The sequence below is a fragment of the Tepidicaulis marinus genome (assembly GCF_000739695.1).
In the GTDB taxonomy this organism is placed as follows: Bacteria; Pseudomonadota; Alphaproteobacteria; order Parvibaculales; family Parvibaculaceae; genus Tepidicaulis; species Tepidicaulis marinus.
In genome coordinates, this window is the sequence record NZ_BBIO01000001.1 from 370130 (window position 1) to 393080 (window position 22951).

General features: G+C 60.9%; 20 protein-coding genes and 1 tRNA gene. 11 read left to right on the top strand and 10 right to left on the bottom strand.

Annotated features, from left to right (window positions below; genetic code table 11):
* Positions 1-4 precede the first annotated feature (4 nt).
* Complete coding sequence (gene bioB / locus M2A_RS01885) at positions 5-1048, bottom strand: biotin synthase BioB (RefSeq protein ID WP_045442395.1); 1044 nt, start codon at positions 1046-1048, stop codon at positions 5-7.
* Between the two features lie 301 nt (positions 1049-1349).
* Between bioB and bioF the strand changes: the two genes are divergently transcribed.
* Complete coding sequence (gene bioF, locus M2A_RS01890) at positions 1350-2534, top strand: 8-amino-7-oxononanoate synthase (RefSeq protein ID WP_045442111.1); 1185 nt, start codon at positions 1350-1352, stop codon at positions 2532-2534.
* On the top strand, positions 2531-3208 hold the full coding sequence (gene bioD / locus M2A_RS01895) for a dethiobiotin synthase (RefSeq protein ID WP_045442113.1): 678 nt from the start codon (positions 2531-2533) through the stop codon (positions 3206-3208). Before bioF ends, bioD begins: the two co-directional genes overlap by 4 nt.
* 23 nt (positions 3209-3231) lie before the next feature.
* On the opposite strand, the gene M2A_RS17695 is transcribed toward bioD, so the two are convergent.
* The 3 genes from M2A_RS17695 to M2A_RS01905 form a co-directional block, all read right to left on the bottom strand.
* Positions 3232-3408, bottom strand: a complete 177-nt coding sequence (locus M2A_RS17695; RefSeq protein WP_197052808.1) for a PLDc N-terminal domain-containing protein — start codon at positions 3406-3408, stop codon at positions 3232-3234.
* A 101-nt stretch (positions 3409-3509) separates the two neighbouring features.
* The gene (locus M2A_RS18445; RefSeq protein WP_045442115.1) at positions 3510-4040 is read right to left on the bottom strand and encodes a methylated-DNA--[protein]-cysteine S-methyltransferase; all 531 of its coding nucleotides are present in this window, start codon (positions 4038-4040) and stop codon (positions 3510-3512) included.
* A complete protein-coding gene (locus tag M2A_RS01905) occupies positions 4037-4951 on the bottom strand; it encodes a DNA-3-methyladenine glycosylase family protein (protein ID WP_045442117.1) in 915 nt (304 codons plus the stop codon). The genes M2A_RS18445 and M2A_RS01905 overlap by 4 nt, the downstream gene beginning before the upstream one ends.
* Before the next feature lie 173 nt (positions 4952-5124).
* Here M2A_RS01905 and M2A_RS01910 point away from each other — a divergent pair, with 173 nt between their 5' ends.
* Positions 5125-6432: a spinster family MFS transporter gene (locus M2A_RS01910; RefSeq protein WP_045442119.1), complete on the top strand. Its 1308-nt coding sequence runs from the start codon at positions 5125-5127 to the stop codon at positions 6430-6432.
* A 44-nt stretch (positions 6433-6476) separates the two neighbouring features.
* On the opposite strand, the gene M2A_RS01915 is transcribed toward M2A_RS01910, so the two are convergent.
* Positions 6477-7184: a hypothetical protein gene (locus M2A_RS01915; RefSeq protein WP_045442122.1), complete on the bottom strand. Its 708-nt coding sequence runs from the start codon at positions 7182-7184 to the stop codon at positions 6477-6479.
* Positions 7185-7338: 154 nt separating this feature from the next.
* Between M2A_RS01915 and M2A_RS01920 the strand changes: the two genes are divergently transcribed.
* On the top strand, positions 7339-9060 hold the full coding sequence (locus M2A_RS01920) for an N-acyl-D-amino-acid deacylase family protein (protein ID WP_045442125.1): 1722 nt from the start codon (positions 7339-7341) through the stop codon (positions 9058-9060).
* A gap of 32 nt (positions 9061-9092) precedes the next feature.
* On the top strand, positions 9093-10139 hold the full coding sequence (locus M2A_RS01925) for a TauD/TfdA family dioxygenase (RefSeq protein ID WP_244444358.1): 1047 nt from the start codon (positions 9093-9095) through the stop codon (positions 10137-10139).
* 3 nt (positions 10140-10142) lie between these two features.
* Here M2A_RS01925 and M2A_RS01930 read toward each other — a convergent pair whose 3' ends face one another.
* The 3 genes from M2A_RS01930 to M2A_RS01940 all read right to left on the bottom strand — a co-directional run bounded on the left by M2A_RS01930 (position 10143) and on the right by M2A_RS01940 (position 14754).
* Positions 10143-10778: a PAS domain-containing protein gene (locus M2A_RS01930; protein ID WP_045442128.1), complete on the bottom strand. Its 636-nt coding sequence runs from the start codon at positions 10776-10778 to the stop codon at positions 10143-10145.
* A gap of 286 nt (positions 10779-11064) precedes the next feature.
* Positions 11065-13365: a PAS domain S-box protein gene (locus M2A_RS17055; protein WP_052379123.1), complete on the bottom strand. Its 2301-nt coding sequence runs from the start codon at positions 13363-13365 to the stop codon at positions 11065-11067.
* Positions 13366-13401: 36 nt separating this feature from the next.
* Positions 13402-14754 (bottom strand): globin-coupled sensor protein, encoded by a 1353-nt coding sequence (locus M2A_RS01940; protein WP_045442131.1) that lies wholly within the window; start codon positions 14752-14754, stop codon positions 13402-13404.
* A 274-nt stretch (positions 14755-15028) separates the two neighbouring features.
* On the opposite strand from M2A_RS01940, the gene M2A_RS17060 reads away from it, so the two are divergent.
* Positions 15029-15586, top strand: coding sequence for a Crp/Fnr family transcriptional regulator (locus M2A_RS17060; RefSeq protein WP_156101653.1), 558 nt, complete (start codon positions 15029-15031; stop codon positions 15584-15586).
* Positions 15537-15665: a winged helix-turn-helix domain-containing protein gene (locus tag M2A_RS18500; protein WP_197052809.1), complete on the top strand. Its 129-nt coding sequence runs from the start codon at positions 15537-15539 to the stop codon at positions 15663-15665. The genes M2A_RS17060 and M2A_RS18500 overlap by 50 nt, the downstream gene beginning before the upstream one ends.
* 10 nt (positions 15666-15675) lie before the next feature.
* Here the strand turns inward: M2A_RS18500 and M2A_RS01950 are convergent, their stop codons facing one another.
* A complete protein-coding gene (locus tag M2A_RS01950) occupies positions 15676-17379 on the bottom strand; it encodes a ShlB/FhaC/HecB family hemolysin secretion/activation protein (protein WP_045442134.1) in 1704 nt (567 codons plus the stop codon).
* Between the two features lie 184 nt (positions 17380-17563).
* On the opposite strand from M2A_RS01950, the gene M2A_RS17065 reads away from it, so the two are divergent.
* The 3 genes from M2A_RS17065 to M2A_RS01970 all read left to right on the top strand — a co-directional run bounded on the left by M2A_RS17065 (position 17564) and on the right by M2A_RS01970 (position 22007).
* The gene (locus M2A_RS17065) at positions 17564-18787 is read left to right on the top strand and encodes a FecR domain-containing protein (RefSeq protein ID WP_052379126.1); all 1224 of its coding nucleotides are present in this window, start codon (positions 17564-17566) and stop codon (positions 18785-18787) included.
* 87 nt (positions 18788-18874) lie between these two features.
* The gene (locus M2A_RS17070) at positions 18875-21130 is read left to right on the top strand and encodes a CHASE2 domain-containing protein (protein ID WP_197052810.1); all 2256 of its coding nucleotides are present in this window, start codon (positions 18875-18877) and stop codon (positions 21128-21130) included.
* A gap of 106 nt (positions 21131-21236) precedes the next feature.
* Positions 21237-22007, top strand: coding sequence for an O-methyltransferase (locus tag M2A_RS01970; RefSeq protein ID WP_052379128.1), 771 nt, complete (start codon positions 21237-21239; stop codon positions 22005-22007).
* Between the two features lie 43 nt (positions 22008-22050).
* Here the strand turns inward: M2A_RS01970 and M2A_RS01975 are convergent.
* A tRNA-Arg gene (locus tag M2A_RS01975) sits at positions 22051-22127 on the bottom strand.
* A gap of 259 nt (positions 22128-22386) precedes the next feature.
* On the opposite strand from M2A_RS01975, the gene M2A_RS01980 reads away from it, so the two are divergent.
* Positions 22387-22935, top strand: coding sequence for a PAS domain-containing protein (locus tag M2A_RS01980; RefSeq protein WP_045442136.1), 549 nt, complete (start codon positions 22387-22389; stop codon positions 22933-22935).
* Positions 22936-22951 lie beyond the last annotated feature (16 nt).

A 22951-nucleotide genomic window follows, 5' to 3' on the forward strand; every position in this document is an offset into this window, starting at 1 on the left:
CCGCTTAGACTTCGGAGGGGCAGCGATGGGCGGGCATGGGCTTCAGGCCCAGCTTCTCGAACATCGCATCGTCTTTTTCCTTTGCCGGGTTCTTCGTCGTCAAAAGCTGCTCGCCGATGAAGATCGAGTTCGCCCCGGCAAGGAAGCAAAGCGCCTGGGTTTCCTCGGACATGTTTTCACGGCCCGCGGAAAGGCGCACGACGGATTTCGGCATCATGATGCGGGCAGCGGCAATGGTGCGCACGAAATCGATGGGATCGATCTGTTTGCTCTCGCCGAGCGGCGTGCCTTTTACCTGCATCAGCATGTTGATCGGCACGCTTTGGGGATGCGGTGTCAGGTTGGCAAGCGTTTGCAGCATACCGGCGTGATCGGACTGGCTTTCGCCCATGCCCAGAATGCCGCCGGAGCACACATTCATACCCGCTTCCTGCACGCGTTGAATGGTGTCGAGACGGTCCTGATAGGTCCGTGTCGTGACGATCTCTTTATAATACTCTTCGGACGTGTCGATATTGTGGTTGTAATAATCGAGCCCGGCTTCCTTCAGACGGATCGTCTGTTCTGGCGAGAGCATGCCGAGTGTCATGCAGGTTTCCATGCCCATTTCGCGCACGCCCTTGATCATGGCGACGATGGCTTCCATGTCGCGGTCTTTCGGGTTGCGCCAGGCAGCGCCCATGCAATAGCGCGAGGCGCCCGCTTCCTTGGCGCGGCGCGCGCCTTCCAGCACTTTTTGCACTTCCATGAGTTTCGAAGCGCTCAGCCCCGTGTCGAACTTGGCGCTCTGGTTGCAGTAGCCGCAATCTTCCGGGCAGCCGCCCGTCTTGATGGAAAGCAGCGTGCTCTTTTGCACTTCGTTCGGGTCGAACCATTTGCGGTGCACGGTCTGCGCCTGGAAAATCAGATCGTTGAAGGGCAGGGCGAGCAGCGCTTCGACCTCCTCGCGCGTCCAGTCATGACGCAGACCGTCATCAGCCTCTGCCGTTTTCCCGGCAAGATCGTTTGCGGGCTGGGCGGATGGCTCTTTGTGAGCGGGCATGGTCATGGTCATGAGCGGACTCCCTCAAGATCGCGGCCTTTTTTGACTTCTTGTCCGGCGGCCGCTTGGCGGGCTGAATTACGGGGCCGAGCATAGGCGGCTTGCCGGGGAATGCAAGGCGGATCAAGGGATTATGGCCGGGCCAATAGCAAGGCACTCGGTCAGGTTTCAAGTCCTTGGGCCCGCGCTTTGCGATTGACACCGGCCCCCCGCCCGGCCCAGTTTCCCGCATCCGGCCCGGCCCTGGCTCACGCCTGTGTTTCAGGGGCACCGGAGCGAATGTCCCCAGGAAAAATGGGAGAATGAGATGGCTTCCCCGGCGACGTCCCGTTCCCTCGACCGCTTTGCGCAAGGGAAACTTGAGGATCTGGAAGCGCGCAGCCTGCGCCGCCGCCTGATCGAGACGGACCGTTATGGCCCGGCTCTGGCGCGCCGCGCCGGGCGCGAGCTCATCTCCTTTTGCTGCAACGACTATCTCAATCTCTCGCACCGTAAGGAAGTGAAGGAAGCGGCCCGCGCGGCGCTGGAGCGCTATGGGGCAGGCTCGGGGGCCTCCCGGCTCGTCACCGGCAATCATCCGCTTTTCCGCACGCTCGAAAAACGTCTCGCCCGGCTGAAAGAGACAGATGACTGCGTGATTTTCGGCTCGGGGTATCTGGCCAATCTCGGTATCGTGCCGGCTTTGGCGCGCGAGGGCGATCTTGTTCTGGCGGACGAGCTTTCCCATGCCTGCCTGCTTTCCGGCACGAAGCTTTCCGGCGCCGAAACGCGCATCTTCCGGCACAATGATCTGGACCATTTGAAAACCCTGCTGGAAGAAGAACGGGCAAAGCACCGCCATTGCCTGATCCTGACCGACGGGGTGTTTTCCATGGACGGGGATTTGGCGCCCGTCGAAGAAATGGGGGAGCTGGCACGTGCCCATGATGCCTGGCTGATGAGCGATGATGCCCATGGCATCGGCGTGCTAGCGGGCGGCAAGGGCTCGAGCTTCATCGGCGGCAGAAAAGCCGATGTGCCGCTGCAAATGGGCACGCTTTCCAAAGCCATCGGCTCTTACGGCGGGTATCTGTGCGCCAGTCAGCCGGTGGTGGATTTCATCCGCACCCGCGCCCGCACGCTGATTTATTCGACGGGCCTGCCGCCTGCTTCCGTTGCCGCCTCCATTGCCGCGCTCGATCTGATCGAGGCCGATCCGGCGTTCGCCGCGCTGCCCGTGAAAAAAGCCAAAGCCTTTACCCGCGCGCTCAATCTGCCGGAAGCGGAAAGCCCCATCGTGCCGATCCTGATGGGCGATCCGGATAAAACGCTCGCCGCTTCCGCGCTTCTGGAAGAAGAAGGCTTTCTCGTCACCGCCATCCGCCCGCCCACCGTGCCGGAGGGAACGGCGCGGCTGCGCTTTACTTTCACCGCCGAGCATGAAGATAAAGACATCGAGCGGCTCACCGCCATTATCCGCGACAAGATCCTCATCGATAGGGCAGCAGAATGAGTGTGTTTTTCGTCACCTCCTCGGGAACGGAAATCGGCAAGACCTTCGTTTCCTCTCACATCGTGCGCCAGCTCAAAGCGCGCGGCGACAAGGTGCTGGCATTGAAGCCCGTTCTCAGCGGCATTACGCCGGAGACGGTTGCAGGCAGCGATACGGCCTTGCTGCTCGAGGCGATGGGGCGCGAGGTGACGGACGAAAATTTCGAGGCGATCACGCCCTGGCATTTCAAGGAAGCCATGTCGCCCGATATGGCGGCGGCGCGCGAGGGGCGCTCCGTGCCTTTCCGCTCGCTCGTTTCTTTTTGCGGGGAAGCGGCGCGGGCCAACCACGATCATCTTCTCATCGAAGGGGTGGGCGGGCTCATGGTGCCGCTCGATGAAACTCACTTGGTGCTCGACTGGATGAAAGCACTGACGCGCGAGACGGCGCTGACGCCCATTCTCGTCGTGGGTTCTTATCTTGGAACGGTGAGCCATACGCTCACGGCACTGAAAGTGATGAAGGAAGAGGGCCTTGCGCCCGGCGCCATCATTGTCAGCCAATCGGAAGAAGCGCCGGTGCCTTTGGAAGAAACCTGCGCGGTGATCGGCCGCTTTGCCGGGGGCGTGCCTATCGTGCCGCTACCCCGTCTTGCCCGCGGCGAAGAGGCGCCCGATCTTCTTTTCTGGCATTGAGCGCCGGTTTCCCCGGCCCGGCTTCAGCCTTTCGGGCCGAACAGGAACCAAGCGAGCACACCGATCACCGGGAAGATGATGATGGCGACGATCCAGAGCACTTTCGCGCCCGTATCGGCGCCGCTTTGGACGGTTTTCACGATCGCATAAACATCCGCGATCAACAGTAAAAGCCCGAAAAGGCCGCTGACTTCCATCATCGCATTCTCCCGTGATGCTAAGGCTTGGCTGCCAGCATAGGCGGCGCCGGTTCTCAAACCAACGACAAAGGATAGAATTTGTTTCGCGTAAAGGCGCGCGCCTAGAGCAGGGACGAGGTGAGCGCGCCTTCATGGATGAGCAGCCATTCCTTGGTTGGCAGCCCGCCGCCAAAGCCGGTCAGCGCGCCGTTCGAGCCGATGACGCGGTGGCAGGGAATGATGACGGGAATGGGGTTCTGCCCATTGGCAAGACCAACGGCGCGCACCGCTTTGGGATTACCGATCTTCTCGGCAATGTCCTTATAGCTCCAGGTGACGCCGTAAGGAATGGTCAGGAGCGCCCGCCAGACCGATTGCTGAAAAGGCGTGCCGCGCGGGGCAAGCGTGAGGCCGGAAAACTCTTTGCGCGTGCCCGCGAAAAATTCCTGTAAGGCTTTCTCCGCCGCCTCGATATGGGCGCGCGCCTTGAGCGCGGCGGGCGAGGCCGGGTCTGCCGCTTCCACTTTGACCGTGTCTTCATTGGGAAAGAAGACATGGGTGAGCCCGTCTTCTTCGGCAAGAAGGCGCAGAATACCGATCGGCGTTTCAAGCGAGGACGTGGCGCTGGTTTGCAGGGTCTTGTTCTTTCTCATCCGCCTTTGGCTCCTTGTGTCTCAGTGTGCAGGCTGGCCCAGAGATGAATGGCGGCATGGCCGCGGTAAGGAGACCAGGCCCGGGACATCTCTTCAAGTTCCTTGGCGCTCGGCACCGCGCCGGAAAAATCGCCCGCCGCATAGCGAAGGCCAAGATCGGACGAAGGAAACGCATCGCGCAGATGCAAGGCCCGCAGTCCCACATAATGCGCCGTCCAGGGACCGATGCCGGGCAGCGCCTCCAATGTTTTGAGCGGTGCGGGGTCGCTTTCAAGCGCACTGAAGCCGCCATCTGCGGCAAAACCGGCAAGGCGGGCGAGCGTCGCCGCCCGTTTACCCGGCATGCCGAGCCCTTCGATCGTCTCGCCGGCGAGGCGTTCGGGCGCAGGGAAAAGCGTGTGCGGCCAGAGCCCATCTTCATTGGGGGGCGCTGCGCGTTCGCCGTACCGCTCCACCAGCCGCGCCGTCAGTGTCGTTGCGCCTTTGACCGAGACTTGCTGGCCGAGAATGGCGCGCATCGCCAGAAGATAAGGATCGAACGCGCCGGGCACACGCAGGCCCGGCCGCGCCTTGACGAGGAGGCCGAGGGCACTGTGCTGCTTCAATCTCTCGTTGACCTTGCGCATCGGCGCATCGAGATCGAATTGGCGCCTCAGGCGCGCGGCGATGACATCTCTCTCCACTTCCCTGGCGGAAAAGACGCGCACGCCGAGCGCTTTTTTCGCCGGTACGGGTTTCACCTCGATCATGGCAGAGGAGCGGGGAAGGCGCACGGCCTGGCGCAGCGCTTGCCCCTCGATCACCTCAACGCCGGGAATGAGGCGGAAGAAAAAATAACTCAGCATGTCGCGCCAGGAAAAAAGCGGCGGCACGGGCAATGCGAAACTGTCTTTTAAGGCAAGGGTGGACATGGCCGGAGTTTACAGCCAATCGCCGGCCTGTCCCCTCCGTTTCCGGTCACGAATACGGGACCGCTTTTGCGCCCGCCAGGACGTTTCGCCTTTCACGGGCGCGGCCGCGCTGCTAGCGTGAGCGCACTGGAAATACGCATCCAAAATAATCACTGGCATTCGGGGAGGAATGAATGAGTGAACGGGCCGACACGCCGCCGGGCGTTGCCGCCAATATTGCGCATCTGGGCAAGGGCTACCGGATCTACGCGCTGGTCATTCTGACAATCGTGTATGTACTCAATTATGTGGACCGGCAGATTCTCGCCATTCTGCTGCCGGGCATCAAAGCCGAACTGGACTTGAGCGATACCCAGCTCGGCTTTTTGTTCATGACCTTCGGGATTTTCTACGCCACGCTCGGCATTCCGATTGCGATGCTGGCCGACCGGACGAACCGGCGCAATGTCGTCACCGCCGCGCTGACGATCTTCTCGCTGATGACGGCAGCTTGCGCCTTCGTTGCGAACTACATTCAGCTCGTCATCTTGCGCGTGCTGGTGGGGGTTGGGGAAGCGGGCTCCAGCCCGCCCTCCCATTCCATGATCGCGGATATGTTTCCTCCCAAAGCGCGCGCGACGGCGCTTGCCTTCTTCTCGCTCGGGGTGAATATCGGCTTGCTGATCGGCCTTTTCGCAGGCGGCTGGCTGGCGGAGAATTACGGCTGGCGCATGACGTTCATCATTGTCGGTCTGCCGGGTATTTTGATGGCGCTTGTCGTTCTTTTCACCGTCAAGGAGCCGGAGCGCGGCGCCTCGGATGGGGTGGCGCCTGGCACGGAAGAGACACCTGCCATCGGTGAAGTGGTGCGCTTCTTGTGGTCGCAAAAGGCCTTCCGGCATATTGCGCTCGGCTCGGCGCTGATCGCCTTTGTCGGCTATGCGGGGGTGGCCTGGGTGCCGACTTTTCTTGCCCGCTCTTTCGGCATGAGCCTGGGGGAGATCGGCATGATGCTCGGCCTTGTCATCGGCTTTGCGGGCGGCGCGGGCACGTTCGGCGCGGGCTTTTTTGCGGACAAGCTCGGCCATAAGGATGTGCGCTGGAACATGTGGCTCGTGGCGCTTGCCGGGGTCGCCGCCTTTCCTTTCGGCGTTGCGCTTTATCTCACCGACAGCAAGACGGCGGCGATCCTGCTTTTCATCGCCCCGGCGGCGGCGGGCGCGATTTTCACCGGGCCTGCCATCGCCATGACGCAGGGCCTTGCGAAGCTGCGGATGCGGGCCACGGCCTCGGCCATCCTGTTTTTCATCCTCAATCTGATCGGGCTCGGCGCGGGCCCGCAGGTGGTGGGCATGCTCTCCGATGCCTTCACCGCCTCGGCGGGGGAGGAATCCGTGCGCTATGCGCTGCTGGCGATCACGCCGCTCGGCCTTTGGGGGGCGCTGCACTTTTATTTGGCGGCGAAGACGCTGGAAGAAGATCTCGCCCGCGCCAAAACCTGAGCCTGGTTTGGCTGGAAACGGGAAAGCAGAGACGGGGAACTGGGTTAAACGCCCAGTTCCTCATCGCTTTTAAGGCGTAGCAGACGGGCGACGCGCAGGCGTACGAGAAGCGACTGGGCAAGGAAGAGCAAGAGCGCGCCGGTATAAAGACCCGTCAGCGCGCGGAAGAAAACCAGAATGCTGGAAAAGAGCCAGTCGGACGTGTTGTTCGTGATGGGCCCTGTTTCCATGCGGAAGATTTCGGCCACATCGAGAAAAGCGCCCCGGAAAAATTGTCCGAGCACGAAGACGCCGCTGCTTGTAGGGTCCGCTTTTGCAAGGGCAAGGCCGCTCGTAATTTCCTCGAAAGGAAAACTGCCGGGACGGAAGGCGCTGTAATTCAGCACCACGATGAAGAGCAGGGCGGAGGGAATGAGATGGCCTGCGGTGAACAGCAGCCAGAACCGCGCCCAGAGCGCGCGCCAGGCTGCTTGCTTTACGCGGCGGATTTTCCTTTTGCGCTTGGCGATGGTGCTGTCTTTTTTGGGCGGTGCGCCGAGATGGAGACGCGCGCGTTTCAATTCCTGATTGACGAAGTTTTCCGGATTGCGCATCTGGGAAAAGAAGCGGAATTGATGAAGCGCAACGATCATCGCCGAGGCAAAGGCAAAGCCGAGGCCGATCAAGGCCGGCACGCGCCAATCCGCTGCCCAGGCAAGATCGAGCTCGAGCGCGCCAAAAGCGCTGGCGACCGTAAATGCGAGACTATCCATCAGCTTCCCCCTTGGCCCCAAGTTTAGAAACTGAACGGGTGGGTGCAAGACGAATAAGCCGGAAACGCAGGGGAAATCGCCTTCCGGCGTCTATGCTTGCTGGCGCGGCGGGGGAAGCGTAGGATTTTTAAAAAAGAAACGGGGAGGAGAGTTTATGGGCACCTACGATCTGGTGATACGCGGCGGCACCGTGGCGGACGGCACGGGCGGCGATCTTTTCGAGGCCGATATTGCGGTGTCGGGCGGCAAAATCGCCGAAATCGGCAAAGTCGCGGGCAAGGGCGCCGAGGAGATCGACGCCAGTGGGCTGCTGGTTACGCCGGGCTTTGTCGACATTCACACCCATTATGACGGCCAGGCGACCTGGAGCGCGGATCTTTCGCCCTCTTCCAATCATGGGGTGACGACCGCGGTAATGGGCAATTGCGGCGTCGGTTTTGCACCCTGCCGGCGCGAGGACCATGACCGGCTCATCCGCCTGATGGAAGGGGTGGAGGATATTCCTGCGCCTGTTCTTGCCGAAGGGCTAAAATGGAACTGGGAAAGCTTTCCCGATTATTTGGATGCGCTGGAAGCGCTGCCCCATAATATCGACTTTGCCGCGCAGCTGCCCCATGGCGCTTTGCGGGTTTATGTGATGGGCGAGCGCGGCGCGAACCGGGAGCCGGCGACCCCCGATGATATTGCCGCCATGGCCGCCATCGCAAAAGACGCGGTCAGCGCCGGGGCGATCGGCTTTTCCACCTCCCGCACGCTCAATCACCGCACCTCGGACGGCTCGCCCACGCCGACGCTCACCGCCGAAGAAGACGAGCTTGTGGGCATTGCCATGGGGCTGAAGGCGGCAGGGCGCGGCGTCCTGCAGGTCGTCTCGGACTTTGCCGACCCGGCGCGCGAGTTTTCCATGTTGCGCCGGATGGTCGAACGATCGGGCCGGCCTTTGTCGCTCTCCCTCGCGCAGAACGAAAAGGCGCCGGAAGGCTGGCGCTTTCTTCTCTCGCAGATCGAGGCGGCGGCGAATGACGGCTTGCCGATGAAAGCGCAAGTCTGCGGGCGGCCCGTCGGGGTGCTTTTGGGGCTGGAGTTGACGCTCAATCCCTTCTCCGCGCATCCGGGTTTCAAGGAAATCGCCTCGTTGCCGCTCGCTGCAAAAGTCGAAAAGATGCGCGATCCGGCCTTCAAGGAAAAGCTGCTGAAAGAAGAGCCTGCGACCGACAACCCTTTCATGCGCTCGGTGCTCGCCCATCTTCATAAAATGTATGCGCTCGACCACGTGCCCGATTATGAACCGGATCCTGAAACCAGCATCGGCGCGCGGGCAAAAGCGCGCGGGGTCGAGCCGCTGGCGCTGGCTTATGATCTCCTGCTCGAAGATGACGGCAGGGCGATGCTCTATTTCCCGTTTCTCAATTACGCGCAGAACTCGCTCGAGCCCTCATATCAGATGATGCTGCACAAGGACACGGTGCTGGGGCTGGGCGATGGCGGCGCGCATGTGGGCATGATCTGCGATGGCAGTTTCTCCACCCATATGCTCACCCATTGGACGCGCGACCGGAAAAGAGGCGAGCGCCTGCCGCTCTCTTTCGTGGTCAAAGCCCATACTCAGGACACGGCGCGGGCCGTCGGCCTGCTCGACCGGGGGATTTTGAAGCCGGGTTATAAAGCCGATCTGAATGTGATCGATTATCAGGGCCTTTCCCTGTTCCGCCCGGAAGTGGGGTTCGATCTGCCGGCAGGCGGGCGCCGCCTCGTGCAGCGCGCCAAGGGCTATAAGGCGACGATCGTCTCGGGCGAAATCATCGCGCGCGACGATGAAGGGACGGGCGCGGTGCCGGGTAAATTGCTGCGCGGCGCGCAGCCTGCCCCGGCCTGAAAAGGGCGAGGGGAAAAAGAGGAGGAGACGGGATGGAAGAACCGGTCATGAGCGCAGAGGATGTGCGCCCGCTTGAAACCCATGCAGGCTGGCAAAGCGGCGATGTGGCCGACACATCCCGTTGGACGGAAGTGCTGAGCCCGGCGGAGCTCGATGAGATCGATGCGGCGCTTACCCATGCCAAAAGCGTTTCTTCCAACATGCTGGAGATCGGGCGGGAGGATTTTCCGCTTCCTCATCTTTCCACCCGCCTGGCGCGCATCGAAAAAGAACTGATCGACGGGCGCGGCTTCGTGCTGCTCCGCGGGTTGCCGCGTCTTGATTATTCGAATGACGATATGTGCCTTGCCTATTGGGGTATCGGCCTTCACCTCGGCAATCCCTGGCCGCAAAACAAACACGGCCATATGCTGGGGGACGTGACGGATCAGGGCAAAGCGCTGGATGACAATACCGCGCGCGGCAATGAGCTGGGCGGTATCGCGCTGCCTTATCATTCCGACGGTTCGGACCTGGTGGGGCTCATGTGTTTGCAGCGCCCGGCCGAAGGCGGGCTTTCGGCGGTCTGCAACATTCTGGCGATCCATAACGAACTCGCTGAAACCCGGCCCGGTCTTCTGGCCGAGCTTTATAAGCCTCAGCCATACGATTACCGCGGCGAGGAAGCGGCAGGCGGCAAACCCTGGTACGAGGTGCCGGTTTTCACCCGCTGGGAGGAGCGGCTCTTTGCCCGTTACATCCGACCCTATATTCTTGCCTCCCAGCGCCATGAAAGCGCGCCGCGCATCACCCCGCTTGCCGAAGAAGCGATGCAATTGCTCGATGACATGACACAAGACCCGCGCTTTGCCGTCTTCATGGATTTCGAGCCGGGGGACATGCAATTCGTGAACAATTATCACGTCCTTCATGCGCGCACCGCCTACCGGGACGACCGGGAAAGCGGTCAGGTGCGGCATTTGAAGCGGCTTTGGCTGGAAACGAGGGCGCTTGAAAGCCGCCCGCCGCATTTCAAAAGCAATGTGGGCGGCCATTGGGGCAAGAAGAAAGTGATCAGCCGGCTCGATGCGGCGGAATAAAGATCAGTTGGGGCAGCCTTCGCTGACGAACCCGGCCAAGGCGTCTTCAAGGCTGATCGTTATCGGTTCGGATTGACCGAGCTCGGGGTTGGGCGCGGGCAGGTCGTCCGGAATACCATTTCCCAGATCGATCACGACGGGCCGGTGCCAGGAGCTGAGGCGCTTGTGCCGCGCTTCTGTTTTGTGCCCCGTCGCTCTGTCATTGAGTGCGTAGCCTACGGAAATCAGGAAAGAGCGCTCATCCGTGTCCCCCAGCAGCGGCAGGGTAATCACTTCCAGGGAAACTTTGCTGCCTACCGAAGAGGTTTCTTCCACTTCTGCAAAGGTGCCGAACGGATGGCGGCTTGCCAGCCAATGCGTCAGGCCGACGGAAGGGCGCAGCCTTTCCTCAAAGCCGAGAAGCATGTTCTGGCCCGTCACTTCCTTTCCCAGCCGGTTTACATGCGCGGTGCCGACAACGCGCAAAAGAATGTCGTCCGGCTCGCCAATATCGAGCAGGAGAGCATGTGACAGCGAACCGCGCAGCGCCATGGGATTGAAGTCGCGTTTCAGCGGCGCATATCCACGGCGCGGCAGGCTGGCCCAATAATCAAGCAGCGCTTTGACGGCGGGCGATCTGTAGCTGAAACGAGAGGTCACGGGGTTTCTCATGGGTTCGGCGGGCACGGCCGCCTGAAAAGCCGAATTGTGCGGTGCACGGATTAAAGACTCGTAACGGTCCTCTGCGTCAACCGAAAATTTAATTCAAGATTTTGTGACGTGGGCGGATTTTCCCGAAAACCGGCGGAAATGACCGTTCTTCATCGCTAATGAAAAGTAAGGTTAAAGCGGGTTAGCCATGAATGCTGTGCGGCACCAGGAGGTGGCGGGCGTGTTTCAGCTGGAGTCCTTGGCGGCGATCTTAACGCAAGAAAATAAAGGCGTTTCAAATGGCCAGCAGGCTGGTGTTATCCATCAGTGGCGCACCCGGCGCGGCGGTCCGTTCGGGGGGGAAAGTGACATAGGCGCGTGTCCCTTTCTGCGGCGTGCTTTCGATGCGGAAGGCAGCGCCATGCAGCTCTGCAAAACTTTTGCAGAGCGAAAGCCCAAGCCCGACGCCTTCGTTCTGCCGGCATAAGGACGTTTCCGCTTGTTCGAAAGGCTGGAGGATACGTTTCATATCCTTCGCGCCGATCCCGATCCCTTGATCCCATACGGCAAGGCAAAGCCGGCCGCAGGTAAGTGGCTCGATGTCGAGGCCGATCCGGCGGCCCTCCGGGGTGAATTTGATCGCGTTCGTCAGCAGGTTGAGCAGAATTTGTTTACAGAGCCGGTGGTCGGCATAAAGGGCAGGCAATGTGCCCTCCGCCTGCAGCGTAATCTTCAGTTCCTTTTGATCGGCGCGCTCGCGCACCATGCGAATGGAATCTTCTGCCATGCTGCGCACATCGATGAGCTCTTCTTTGAGTTTGATCTGCCCCGCTTCTACACGGCTGGAATCGAGCACGTCGTTGACCAGTTCGAGAAGATGGTGGCCGCTGCGCAGAATGTCCCCGGCATATTCCCGGTACTTGTTCATGTCCCCATGAAAAATGTCATGGGCGATAATTTCCGAGAATCCGATAATCGCATTGAGCGGCGTTCTAAGTTCATGGCTCATATTGGCGAGGAAGCGTGTCTTCGTGCGGCTGGCCGCCAGCGCCTTGTTGCGGGCCTCCACCAGTTCCTGATTTATTTGAGCTTCCTCGGTAATATCCTGCACGGTGCCCACCCATTTTACAGGCAGGCCGCGCGCATCGTTTTCAAGCCGTCCCTCAAGGCGGATATAACGGATGCTTTCCGGCGAACTTTCCTCATCGCCCGGCGCCAAACGGCACTGAACGGACAAGGGCGCAAGATGAAGCCGGGCCTCGGTAAAGGCGCTTTGCACAAGCGGGCGGTCGGCCGGATGCACGCATTCCAGAAAATCGTTTGGCTGCAATGTCTGCTTTGCCTGCTGCCGGTTCAGTATCCGGTAGGCTTCCTCCGACCAGGTCACTTGCCCGCTGCCAAGGGCCCATTCCCAATCGCCGATCCGGGCGATGAACTGTGCCCGTTTCAGCTTCGCCTGGCTTTGCCGCAGCTTGGCCAGTGTTTCGAGCTGCGCGGTCAGATCGTTGCAGCCGAAGAGAACGGCTTTCTTGCCTTGATAGGTGAGCCGCACGGTCGAGACGAGCGATTTGGCGGGGGCTCCGCTTCGCCGCCGCACCTCCACTTCTATACCCTGAAAGGCCGATTGGCTCCAAAGCGGCTCGACGGCAAGGGAGTGCGGCGCAAGGCCGGTAAAGAACGCCGAGGCCTGCGCGCCTTTGATGGCCTCCATCGCTTCGCCCGTTATCTCTTCGAAGGCGCCATTGGCAAGCAATATGCGCCCCGTCGCTTCTTCCGCGATAACGATGCCGAAGGGCATACGGTCGATAATCTCTTCAAGCTCCCGTTCTCGGGCGAGCAAGGCGAGTTCGGTCTGCCGCAGGCGAGAAAGATCGCGCACGATCGCGGTCATGAGAAGGCCGGTTTCGCTCTCAGTCTTGGCGATGGAAATATCGGCGGGAAAGAGCGTGCCGTCCCGCCGCTGACCGAAAACCTCCGGCCGCCGGCCCATCGGTTTGGCCTGAGCCGCGCCGCGGGAAAATGCCACGACACGCTGGCGGTGCGCGCCGCGCATTTGCTGCGGCAGCAACAATTCGAGCGGTTTGCCTAAAATATCCGCCGCCGCATAGCCGAATATCCGCTCGGCCTGCGCGTTGAAGAGCACAATGTGACCGGCTTCATCCACGCATAAGATCGCATCGCCCGCCGCCTGCACGATATCGGAAAAAAGCCGGCCGGCGGTTTCCGCGCCATCCGCCTTTGCCCGGCATAGAAGGACGGGCAGGAGCGGGGAGAGCAGTGTTTTTGCTGTCGCTGCCAAGGCCGGATGCCCGCTGCCGGACAGCGTAAGATGAAGGCTGCTGCCCGGCTGCTGCAAAACAATCCGCGTCTCGTTGCTCTGCCCCCGGCACTTTGTCTGTGCGCTCCGCTTGGCCCGGTAGGCGGCATGAAGGCTCTTTTCTCCCGCCCGCTCGAGCCGGCCTTCGGCATGCTGCGCGCCGCTTAGCAGGACGAGCGACCGCAAGCATAGCGCCAGCGCCGCGCCGCTCGACGGCGCTGCCAAAATGCCCGCCGTCAACCGCTGGGTAAGCCGGGGAAGGATGGGAACTTGTGCCATGAACAGCCCTGCCGGTGTCCGTCAACTGGGCGCGGCTCAGGCCGCGTCGCTGCGTACTTTGGAGAGAAAAGTTTGAATATGTGTTTGCAAATCTCCCCCGCATGCGGAAAGGCGCGCGGACATTTTGTCGATGGCGCTGGCGGTTGCCTGGGTCTCTCCGGCAGCGCTCGCCACCTTGCCGATATTCTCCGAAACGTTCTGCGAACCGCTGGCGGTCTGCTGCACGTTCGAGGCAATCTCGTTCGAGGCCTGGTTTTGCTCATGCACGGCTTTGTCGATTTCGCTGGCCACTTCATCGACACGCATGATCGTCTCGCGGATCTGCGCGATGGAGGCGATCGAACTCGTCATCGCCCCTTGAATGCCGCCGACCTGCGCTTCGATTTCCTGGGTGGCACGGGCCGTTTGTCCGGCAAGCTTTTTCACTTCGCTGGCAACCACGGCAAAGCCTTTGCCTGCATCTCCGGCGCGGGCCGCCTCGATCGTCGCATTGAGCGCGAGAAGGTTGGTCTGCTCGGCAATGTCGTTGATCATCGCGACCACCTCATCGATCCGGTTGGCCGCTGCCGAAAGGGCCTGAATATCCGCATCGGTCTGAGAGATTTCGCGCGCCGCCTGGCCGGACACTTCCTTGGCAAGGGCGGCCTGGCGGCCCACTTCGGCAATGCTTTCATGGGCTTCCTCGCTGGCGGCAGCAATGGCCTGCACGTTCATCGAGGATTGTTCGGCGGCGCTGGCAACGGTTGCCGCCGCATCACGCGTTACATGCGCTTGATTGGTAAGCGCGGTGCTTTGCTCAGTCATTTCCTGCGTGCTGGCATGCATTTGCTCAAGCGCCGCGCCGATATCGGTTTGGAAATCGGAAATGGCTTTTTCCAGCGCATGCTGGCGCTCCATGCGGTCATGGACCATGGCGTCCTGATAGGTCGAGATCGCCAGTTCCATATCCAGCATGACGGCGGTCATAACGGCACTGATGTCATCGGCCGTGCCGGAAGGAGAATACCATCGCCGCGCTGCAAGCTTGCCGATCAGGCGAGACAGGATGTAGCGGTAGCCGCCGATATACCAGCGCGGTTCCAGGCCGATCCGGTTATGGGTGAGGCCGATTGTCCGCACACTGTCCATATAATCCGAGGTGAAACGTCCGGTGAAAAGCCGCTCCCAATGTGTCCCTTGCGCGCTTTTGAGCCGCTCGGCTTGGGCGCCGATCAAATTTTTCAACTCTTCCTGCCGCATCAGATGGGCATAGAAGCCGTCGAGAATTTCCGGCAATTCCTTTTCGATGTGCGGCCATAGGTCTTCAAGGCGCGCACACATCTTTTCGTCGATTTGCATGAAACTGAGACGTTCGTTTTGTTGGAACGCATGTTCAACTGTAGCTGTCATAGCTCATCCCCCGCGATAAATGAGACGGCATCATTGTCCGCCTTGAGGTCTAGAGGATTTCCTCTATATCTCTGCCTGCCCATCTAATCGGGTGAATTTAAATAAAGTCGTAAAGAAAACTCGGAACGACAAAGTATTGTGAAACATAGAAATAATATCTGCTTTTATAACTTATGTATAAAACGCTTTGAGTGTTTGTTGTTGCCGTTTTTGCAAGTAGGTTTTTGTTGGGTCGGGCGACATATCGATCAGTAACCGCGTATCGGGGGTTAGCGTGGAAGAATCGGGGGGCTGCGGCCCACAGCAAGGGGCAACTGCAGGGCGCGTATCCTGCGGCACATGTCATTTAAAAGGGCTGGGATTTTGCCGGCTTTTCCAATCGGTCATGCCGGATGCGCCTGCGCCTTTTTTCCGCGGGCGCGAACAGTTTCCCCGCCGCCGCACGATTTACCGGGAAGGGGAACCGATCAAAAACATTTATGTCATCCGGGAAGGATGGGCCTTCCGCTACATGCTTTCGCAAGACGGGCGTCGGCAGATACTTTCTTTCCTCATGCCCGGCGACATCATTTCACCTTCGTCGGTCTTCGCAAAGAAACACCAATTCTCCGTCCAATCGCTCACTGCGATGCATGTCTGCGTTTTCGATGTGGCTGTGATGCGTGAGCTTTGCCGCAATGACGAACCTTTCTTCAGGCGGGTGATCGATATCTGTTTGGAGGAAAAGGAGCATATGGAACGGCGCCTTTTCGAGCTTGGCCGATGCGCTCGGACTGACGCAAGTGCATGTCAGCAGGATTCTCAACACGCTGAAGCAGAAAAATATCATTGAGAACTATAAGGACACGCTCGCCATTCGCGATGCCCGCGCCTTGAGACAATTGGCATCCGGCGGGGTTAAGACGGTTTAGCAGGCGGTTTTTAGAAGGACACGGACAGTGTGAAGAAATAGCGCATGCTGTTATCTCCATCATAGGCGGTGGCGCGGGTAAGCGGTTTTGCCGCTTCAAGGCCGATATCGATCCCGCCATCGATCCCGATACGAACGCCGCCGCCGGCCGAGGCAAGCGACTCCCGCCCATCCCCGAAAGTGTTGCGGTTCCATACCGCGCCTGCATCGTAAAATCCGTAAAGCGTGCTGGAGGTGAGATAACCGAGATCCAGCTGCGGCGTATATCCCAGCTCCACGGACCCGGCTAGCCCGTCATCGCCCGTCAGCTCGCCATATTGATAGGCCCGCCCGAAACGGGCGCCGCCCAAGCTGAATTCTTCCGCCGACAAAAGCGGGTCCGCCGATTTTTGCGCAGAGGCTTGCAGCACGAGCGCGAACCCCGTGCCGAAAAGGTCCTGATGCCGGTAGGCTTCCAGCTTTGCCTTGGTGAAGGCGCCGCCCGCATCCGGCCTTGAAAGGGCGCTGTCGCCGCGCCGCGACCCGCCGGCAAGGGTCAAGCCCTGGGAGACTTCAAGCGTGACATAGTTCTGCCCGCCAAACTCATCCGACAGCGTGTAATCGACGCTGCCGCGCAGCACGCGCAAACTGTCTTCGAAAACGGTGCCGAATTCGTTTTTCTCATGCGCCTCGCGCGCGCTCAGTTTCCCGCCGATCCAGAGCGATGTGCTGCGTGTGCGGATCAGGGGATAGCGCAGGGCGATATCGCCGCTTGTCGAGCCGCTGCGTGTATTGACAAGGGACAGCCGGTCGCCCGCATCGACATCGCTATAGGAGAGCGTGCCGGAGAGCAGGAGGCCGGAATGCCCGAGCGGCAGGTCATAGCCGCCTTGCACATATTGCAGCTCTTGCGGTGTTTCCGGCGTGGTGAAATAGGTCACGGACAGCCGGTCGCCAAAGCCCAGCAGCCCGTTATAGGCGGCACTGATGCCCGCCTGAATGGGGCCGACAGCGCGGGTGCCCCGGCTGTCCGCATAAAAGGAGGCGTCGATGCTGCGTCCGGAAAGCTGCAGCGCCAGCCTATAGACCCCGCGCTCGCCGCTTTCTTCGACGGCAATGTCACCCACTTCGAGTCCGGAAAGATCATGCACCAGCAAAATGGCGCGTTCGAGTTCTGCTTGCGTTACCGCGCGCGCGGAAAGAAGCGCGCTGAAATAGGGTTGCAGGCGCGCATCGTTCTCCACGCCGTTCAGCACCACCTCGCCGATACGCCCGGCAACGATATCGATGGTGAGGACACCCGCGCTCACGTCCTGGGCCGGCACATAGGCATAGGAGAGGGAATATCCCGCCGCTTTCAGCTTGTCCGTCAGGCGCTGCGTGATTGTCATGAGATCGGCGCCGGTCACCTCGCGCGCCATGAACTCTTCATAAGAGGCGATGAAGTCTTCTGCGGCGATGAGCTGCGCTCCCGTGAGCCGGATGCCGGTCAGAAGAAAAGGCTCGATCTGGCTCGCGGCGCCGCCGCCCGGCGTGCTCAAAACGGGCAGGTCTTCGCTGCGCGCCGCCGGGCTGCGCAGCTCCTTGCGCTGTTCGAGATTTTGCTCGATCTGGCTCGGGTCCGCCTCGGCGGCCAGCGCGCCATGGTGCAAAAAACAACCGGACGCAAACGCAAGACCGAAGGCGAGTCCCAGCCGCTTTACACTTTCTTTACCATCGCAGGCGCGCAGATACATCGTTCGTTTGCTCCGTAAACAGAGGGACAGGCTGCCTGAATGAGGTAAAGAAAACCCGAACCGCGATGATTAAAATGCAACGGAGTTGACGTGTTAACGAAGCCTTAACCAGCAGGCGCGAAAAGCCGCAAATTTTTGTGAATTTTTCCTAAGCTTGCGCTGCAACTTATGGAAGAGGTTCACCATGACCCGCCTGTATTCTCTCGGACGTTTTCTTGCCCTTGCTCTTTTCGCCGCGCTGTTGCCGCTTTCCGCATCTGCGGAAGGAACCAGCTGGCAGATCGAAAAAATGAGCGGCGATGTGCGCGTGCTTTCCGAAGACGCGCAGCCGGTCTCTCTTGGTGCCGGGCGCGCTTTGTCTGAGGGGTCCGTCATCGAGACGGGAGCCGATGGCCGTCTCATTCTTTCGCGCGGGGACGAGTCGATCGTCGTTTCGCCGAATACGTCTCTCTCGCTCGCGCCTGAGAGCAATCGCGGCATGATGACGACCATTCTTCAGCGCATGGGGACGATCCTCCTGAGCGTCGAAAAAAAAGACCGCCAGCATTTCGAGGTGGAAACGCCTTACCTTGCCGCTGTCGTGAAGGGCACGAAATTCACCGTGACCGTGGACGGCAAGGGCTCGGCGGTGCATGTCGTTGAAGGCGCAGTCGAGGTGATCGATCTGGGCACCGGCGATGTGGGGCTGATCCGCCCCGGCCAGACGGCGCAGTCTTTCGCGGGCGCGGCTGGCGGCCTTGCCGTGTCGGGTCCGGGCGCGGCGCCGGTTGAGCGCGGCGCGGATAAATCGCGCGTTGAAAAAGGCACGAATGTGAAGCCGGTTCCGGCCACTGAAACGCCGAAATCGGCTGCTGCCCCCGTGCGTATCGAAAGCAGCATGAGCGCCGCTCTCGATATCGGCAAGGCAACGAACGGTCTTGCGCGCGGCATCGGCCAGAGCGTGGCCGCTGCGGCGCGTCAATCTGGTGCGCAAGGGCTCGATGAGGATGCCTCTTCCGGCACCGGTCTTGCGCTCGGCGCTTCCGGCAATGCGCCAGGCCTCGCCGTTGCCGGGCTTTCGGACGCCGCTCCCGGTCTTTCCGGCTCCGCTCCGGGTCTCTCGGGGTCCGCCCCTGGTCTTTCAGGTGCAGTCCCCGGCCTTTCGGGCTCCGCTCCTGGACTCTCCGGTTCCGCGCCCGGTTTGTCGGGTGCTGCTCCAGGCCTTGCCAATGCGGCCGCAGGCGCTGCCAATGGCGCGGCGGGTGCTGCTTCCTCCGTAGCCGGAGCGGTTTCGGGTGTCGGCAATCCGTTGCCCCCCGGCCTCGGCGGGAATTTGCCTCCGGGCCTCGGCGGCCCCAACCCCGGCAATGGCGGCGGTAACGGCAATGGCCAGGGAAATGGCAATGGTAACGGCCGGGGAAATAGCTGAGCCGACAGCAAAAATTAACGCCTGTTGGGCCATTCTTACCGAGCGCCTCTGCGGTAAGAATGGCCCGGCGTGTTTTTGGGGAATGATGTGAGGCAAGCGCTAATATCCGTCTGCATTTTTCTGCTTGTTGCCGCTATTGATTTTGGCGGCGGCTGGGAAGAATTCGAGCTGTGGTTGCTCGATCAGAGGATGAGCAAGGTCGAGCATCCGGCAAGCGGCGGGATCGCCGTCGTGCAGATCGATGCAAAAACGCTCAAGGCGATCGAGAAGTGGCCGCTCCCGCGCGATCTTCATGCCCGGCTTGTCGAAAACCTGCGCGGCGCAGGGGCAGACCAGATCGCCTTCGATATCGATTTGAGCGGGATGCGCGCGGCGCCGGAAAACCGGATTCTGGCCGAGGCCTTCGCCCGCGCGCCGGGCGCGATCGTGCTGCCGCTTTTCTTCCAGAAAGAAAGCGCGGGCGATGCGGCGAGCGAGATCGTCGTCACGCGCCCTTTGCCGATGTTTGCCGAACATGCCTGGCTTGCCAATGTCAATGTGAAGCCGGAGGTCGATGGGCGCATCCGCCGCGCGTCTTACGGTGTCTGGCTGGATGAGAAATTCTACATGTCCTTGCCCGCGCTCCTGGCCGGACAGGCCAACCGCAAGGATCTCTTCTTCTACGTCAATTACAGCATTCGCGCCGGAGACATTCCGCGCCTTTCTTACATAGACGTGTTGGAGGGGGCATTCGATTCTGCCGCACTGTCCGGTAAGAAAGTCATTGTCGGGGCAACCGCCATCGAGCTCGGTGATCAGCTCACCGTTCCCAATTACGGCGTCATGCCGGGCCCGGTCATTCAGGCCATGGCCTATGAAACGATTGCCCAGGATCTCGTCATCCGGCGCACGGGCACGGCCGTCACATTAGCTGGTCTGGCGCTGATCTGCCTGCTCGGCTGTTTCCTTACGAAACGGGCAGGCTGGGCCGTCGTGCTGGGCGGCGGGTTGGTGTTGATCATCGGACTACAGGCTGGTGCCTTTGTGCTCTTTAAGAATGCGGCCGTCGGTCTGGATAGCATCGCCTGGTCTTTTGCGGTGGTGTTTCTGGCAGGTAATGCCGTTCTGTCGGAGCTGCGCAAGCAGCGCCGGCTTATTCAGCGCCAGAAACAGGAAAACGAATACCGCCGTCTGCTCATGACCAGCGTGGTCGAGGACAGTTCGGACGCCATCATCATTGCGGGCGCGGACGGGGTGGTGGAAGAAGCCAACCCGCTTGCTGCGCGTATCTTCGGCTTCAACCGGCACGAAGCGGCGGGCGCCCGTCTTGGCGATCTTCTGCCGCCCTGCCTGATGGCTTCGATGGATCATTCCGGGGCCTTTCCGCGCGAATTCGTGCTGGAGCATCCCGAACAGCGCGGCGGCCAGGAAGGTGATCCGATCTGCCTTGAATATTCGATCACCCATTCCTTCGTGCCGGGCGACCCGCGCGACCGGCATATCCTTAACCGCAAAATTGCGACTTATACGTTCCATGATGTGACTGCGCGGCACCGCGCCGCCCAGGCGATCGAAACGGCGCACCGCCAGGAACGCGAGGCGAGCCGCGCCAAGAGCGAGTTCATTGCCAATATGAGCCATGAGCTCAGAACGCCGCTGAACGCCATTATCGGTTTTTCCGAACTCATCGCCCGTGAAACCTTCGGCGCGCTCGGCGATGAGCGCTACAAGCAATATGCGCTCGATGTGGCCGCGAGCGGCGGGCACCTTCTGGCGGTGGTGAACGATATTCTCGATATTTCCCGCATCGATTCGGGCAATGTGAGCCTTTGTGAAGATGAAATGGATCTGCCGGGCGCCATCGATGCGTGCGTGCGCATCGCCCGCTCCTGGCCGCAGGCGCAAGGCGTCTCCATCGAGATCGAACAAGCAGGCCCTGCCTGTCTTTATGCCGATGCCCGCCTCGTCAAGCAAATGCTGAACAACCTTCTTTCCAATGCCGTCAAATTCGGCGGGAAAAAAGGAGAAGCAGGGCGGGTTTTGCTGCGCACGGCCCCGGCCCCGGATGGCGGGCTGGACGTGTCGGTTGCCGATAATGGCATGGGCGTGCCGCCCGAAATTGTCGGGCGTCTTTGCGAGCCGTTTTTTCAGGCCAATGCCACGCTTGCCCGCACCCATGAAGGAACGGGGCTCGGGCTGACGCTCGTGCGCTCCTTCATGGAGCTGCATGGCGGGCAGGTGCGTATCGACAGCATTCCAGGCAGCGGCACCTGCGTGACCCTTGCCTTCCCCGCCTCCCGCGTCCTGGCGCCGGGCGCGGGCGGGAAAGAGGCAAAGGGCGGTTCGATCAACCGCGTCGGATGAGGCCCGGTGCGCCTCTTTCTGCTCTTCCCGTGGAATCTTTCTGGCGGCGCGCTTTGCCGCCTTGCTATACTTCCCCTGGCCTTTAAGGCCGGTATGAGGGGGATGAATGGTCTATTTTCTGGGCGCAATGTCTCTGGCGCTGGCCGCAGCCGCTATGTTCGCGCTGCGTTATGGGCTGCGGGAGCGGCGGCGGCGCAAGGGCCGGCCCTTTTTCGACAGCCATCCCGTCAAACCCCTCGCGCTGGAAAAGCTCGATCCTATTTTCACCGTCACCGGGCACGGCCCTTCGCTGGAATCGGAAGTGCTGCTGGTCGGCGATGTCGGCTCTTATGCCTCCACGTCAACCACAGAGGCGTGGATACTGGGCGCGCTTGCCAAGAAAGCTTCCTGCATTTTCGAATTCGGCACTTGCACCGGGCGCACCACTTACATTTTCGCGCGCAACGCGCCGGAAGACGCGCGCATCGGCACGATCACGCTCGGCCCCGATGATGTGGAAACCTACAAGGCAGGCGCCGAGGACCCGGAAGGCTGGACGAAGGAAGCCATCGCGGAATCCCAATATACCGACTTTCTTTATACCGGCACGCCCGTCGCCGCGAAGGTCACGCAGATTTTCGGCGACAGCAAAGCCTTCGACGAAACGCCGTGGCTTGGTCAGTGCGATCTCATCTTCGTCGACGGCGCCCATGCCTATAGCTATGTGAAAAGCGATACGGAAAAAGCGCTGCGCATGATCCGGCCGGGCGGCGTCATCGTCTGGCACGATTTCTCGCCCGCCTGTCCCGGCGTCTGGAAATATCTGGGAGAGCTTGCCGCAACCCATCCTATCGGCCATATCGCCGGCACCCGCCTCGCGGTCATGCGGGCGGTCTGACGCGGGCGCTTATTGCGGCTGTGGTCGATGGCTATTTGGGAAATGGCGCACCCGATAGGATTCGAACCTATGACCTCTGCCTTCGGAGGGCAGCGCTCTATCCAGCTGAGCTACGGGTGCCGCGTCCCGCCAGGGCGGGAAGGGGTCCGGCAGGCGCAGGGCACCTTGTGGACGCGGCGCACCATAACCGAAGGGCGCGGGGCTGGCAATCGGCGATGATTTGCCGGCGGGGTGCGGTTTCGGGGCGAATCACCTCCCGCCCGCCAGGTTCCGGACCCCCCTTAAAACCCGCAGAAAAGAGCCCTTCGATCAATTCCTTGCCAAGGGGGATTAACGGGAGGGCGCTGGGGCGTTATACCTATCTCCCGAGGGAGTTCTGATGGTTCAGGCGTTGCAGCTCAAACCGCTCGAATTGTATGTCGATCCGGTAGCCAAGCCGGTCGATACGCGCCTTGGCGCGCTCATGTCCTATTGGCGCGCCAAGCGCCAGGGCACCGCGGCCCTGCCCACAAGAGGCGACATCCGCCCGGGCGAGCTCATTTCCCATCTGCCCTCGCTGATCATGCTCGATGTGGAAGAGACGACGGAAAAGACGCCGGACTTTGCCGTGCGCCTTTCCGGCACTGCGCTCGATGATCTCTTCGGCGGCAATTATATGGGCCGCAAGCTTGAAGAGATTCTGCCGCCCAAACGCGCCTGGCTCGCCCGCGCCGCGCTCGGCCTTGTCGTGGAGCACCGCCGCCCCATGCGCTTTTTCGGGCGGCTGGAATTTCCCTCCGAGCCCGGCAACAAGATCATGATCGAAGCGCTTGCCCTGCCGCTCAGCCGGCCGGACGGGCAAGTGCATATGATCCTCGGTGAGATCGTGCAATTGCGCGCCGCCGCTATTTCCTCTTTCCCCGAGCTTTGCCGCCCCGCCGCCGACTAAATTGCCGACTGAGGCC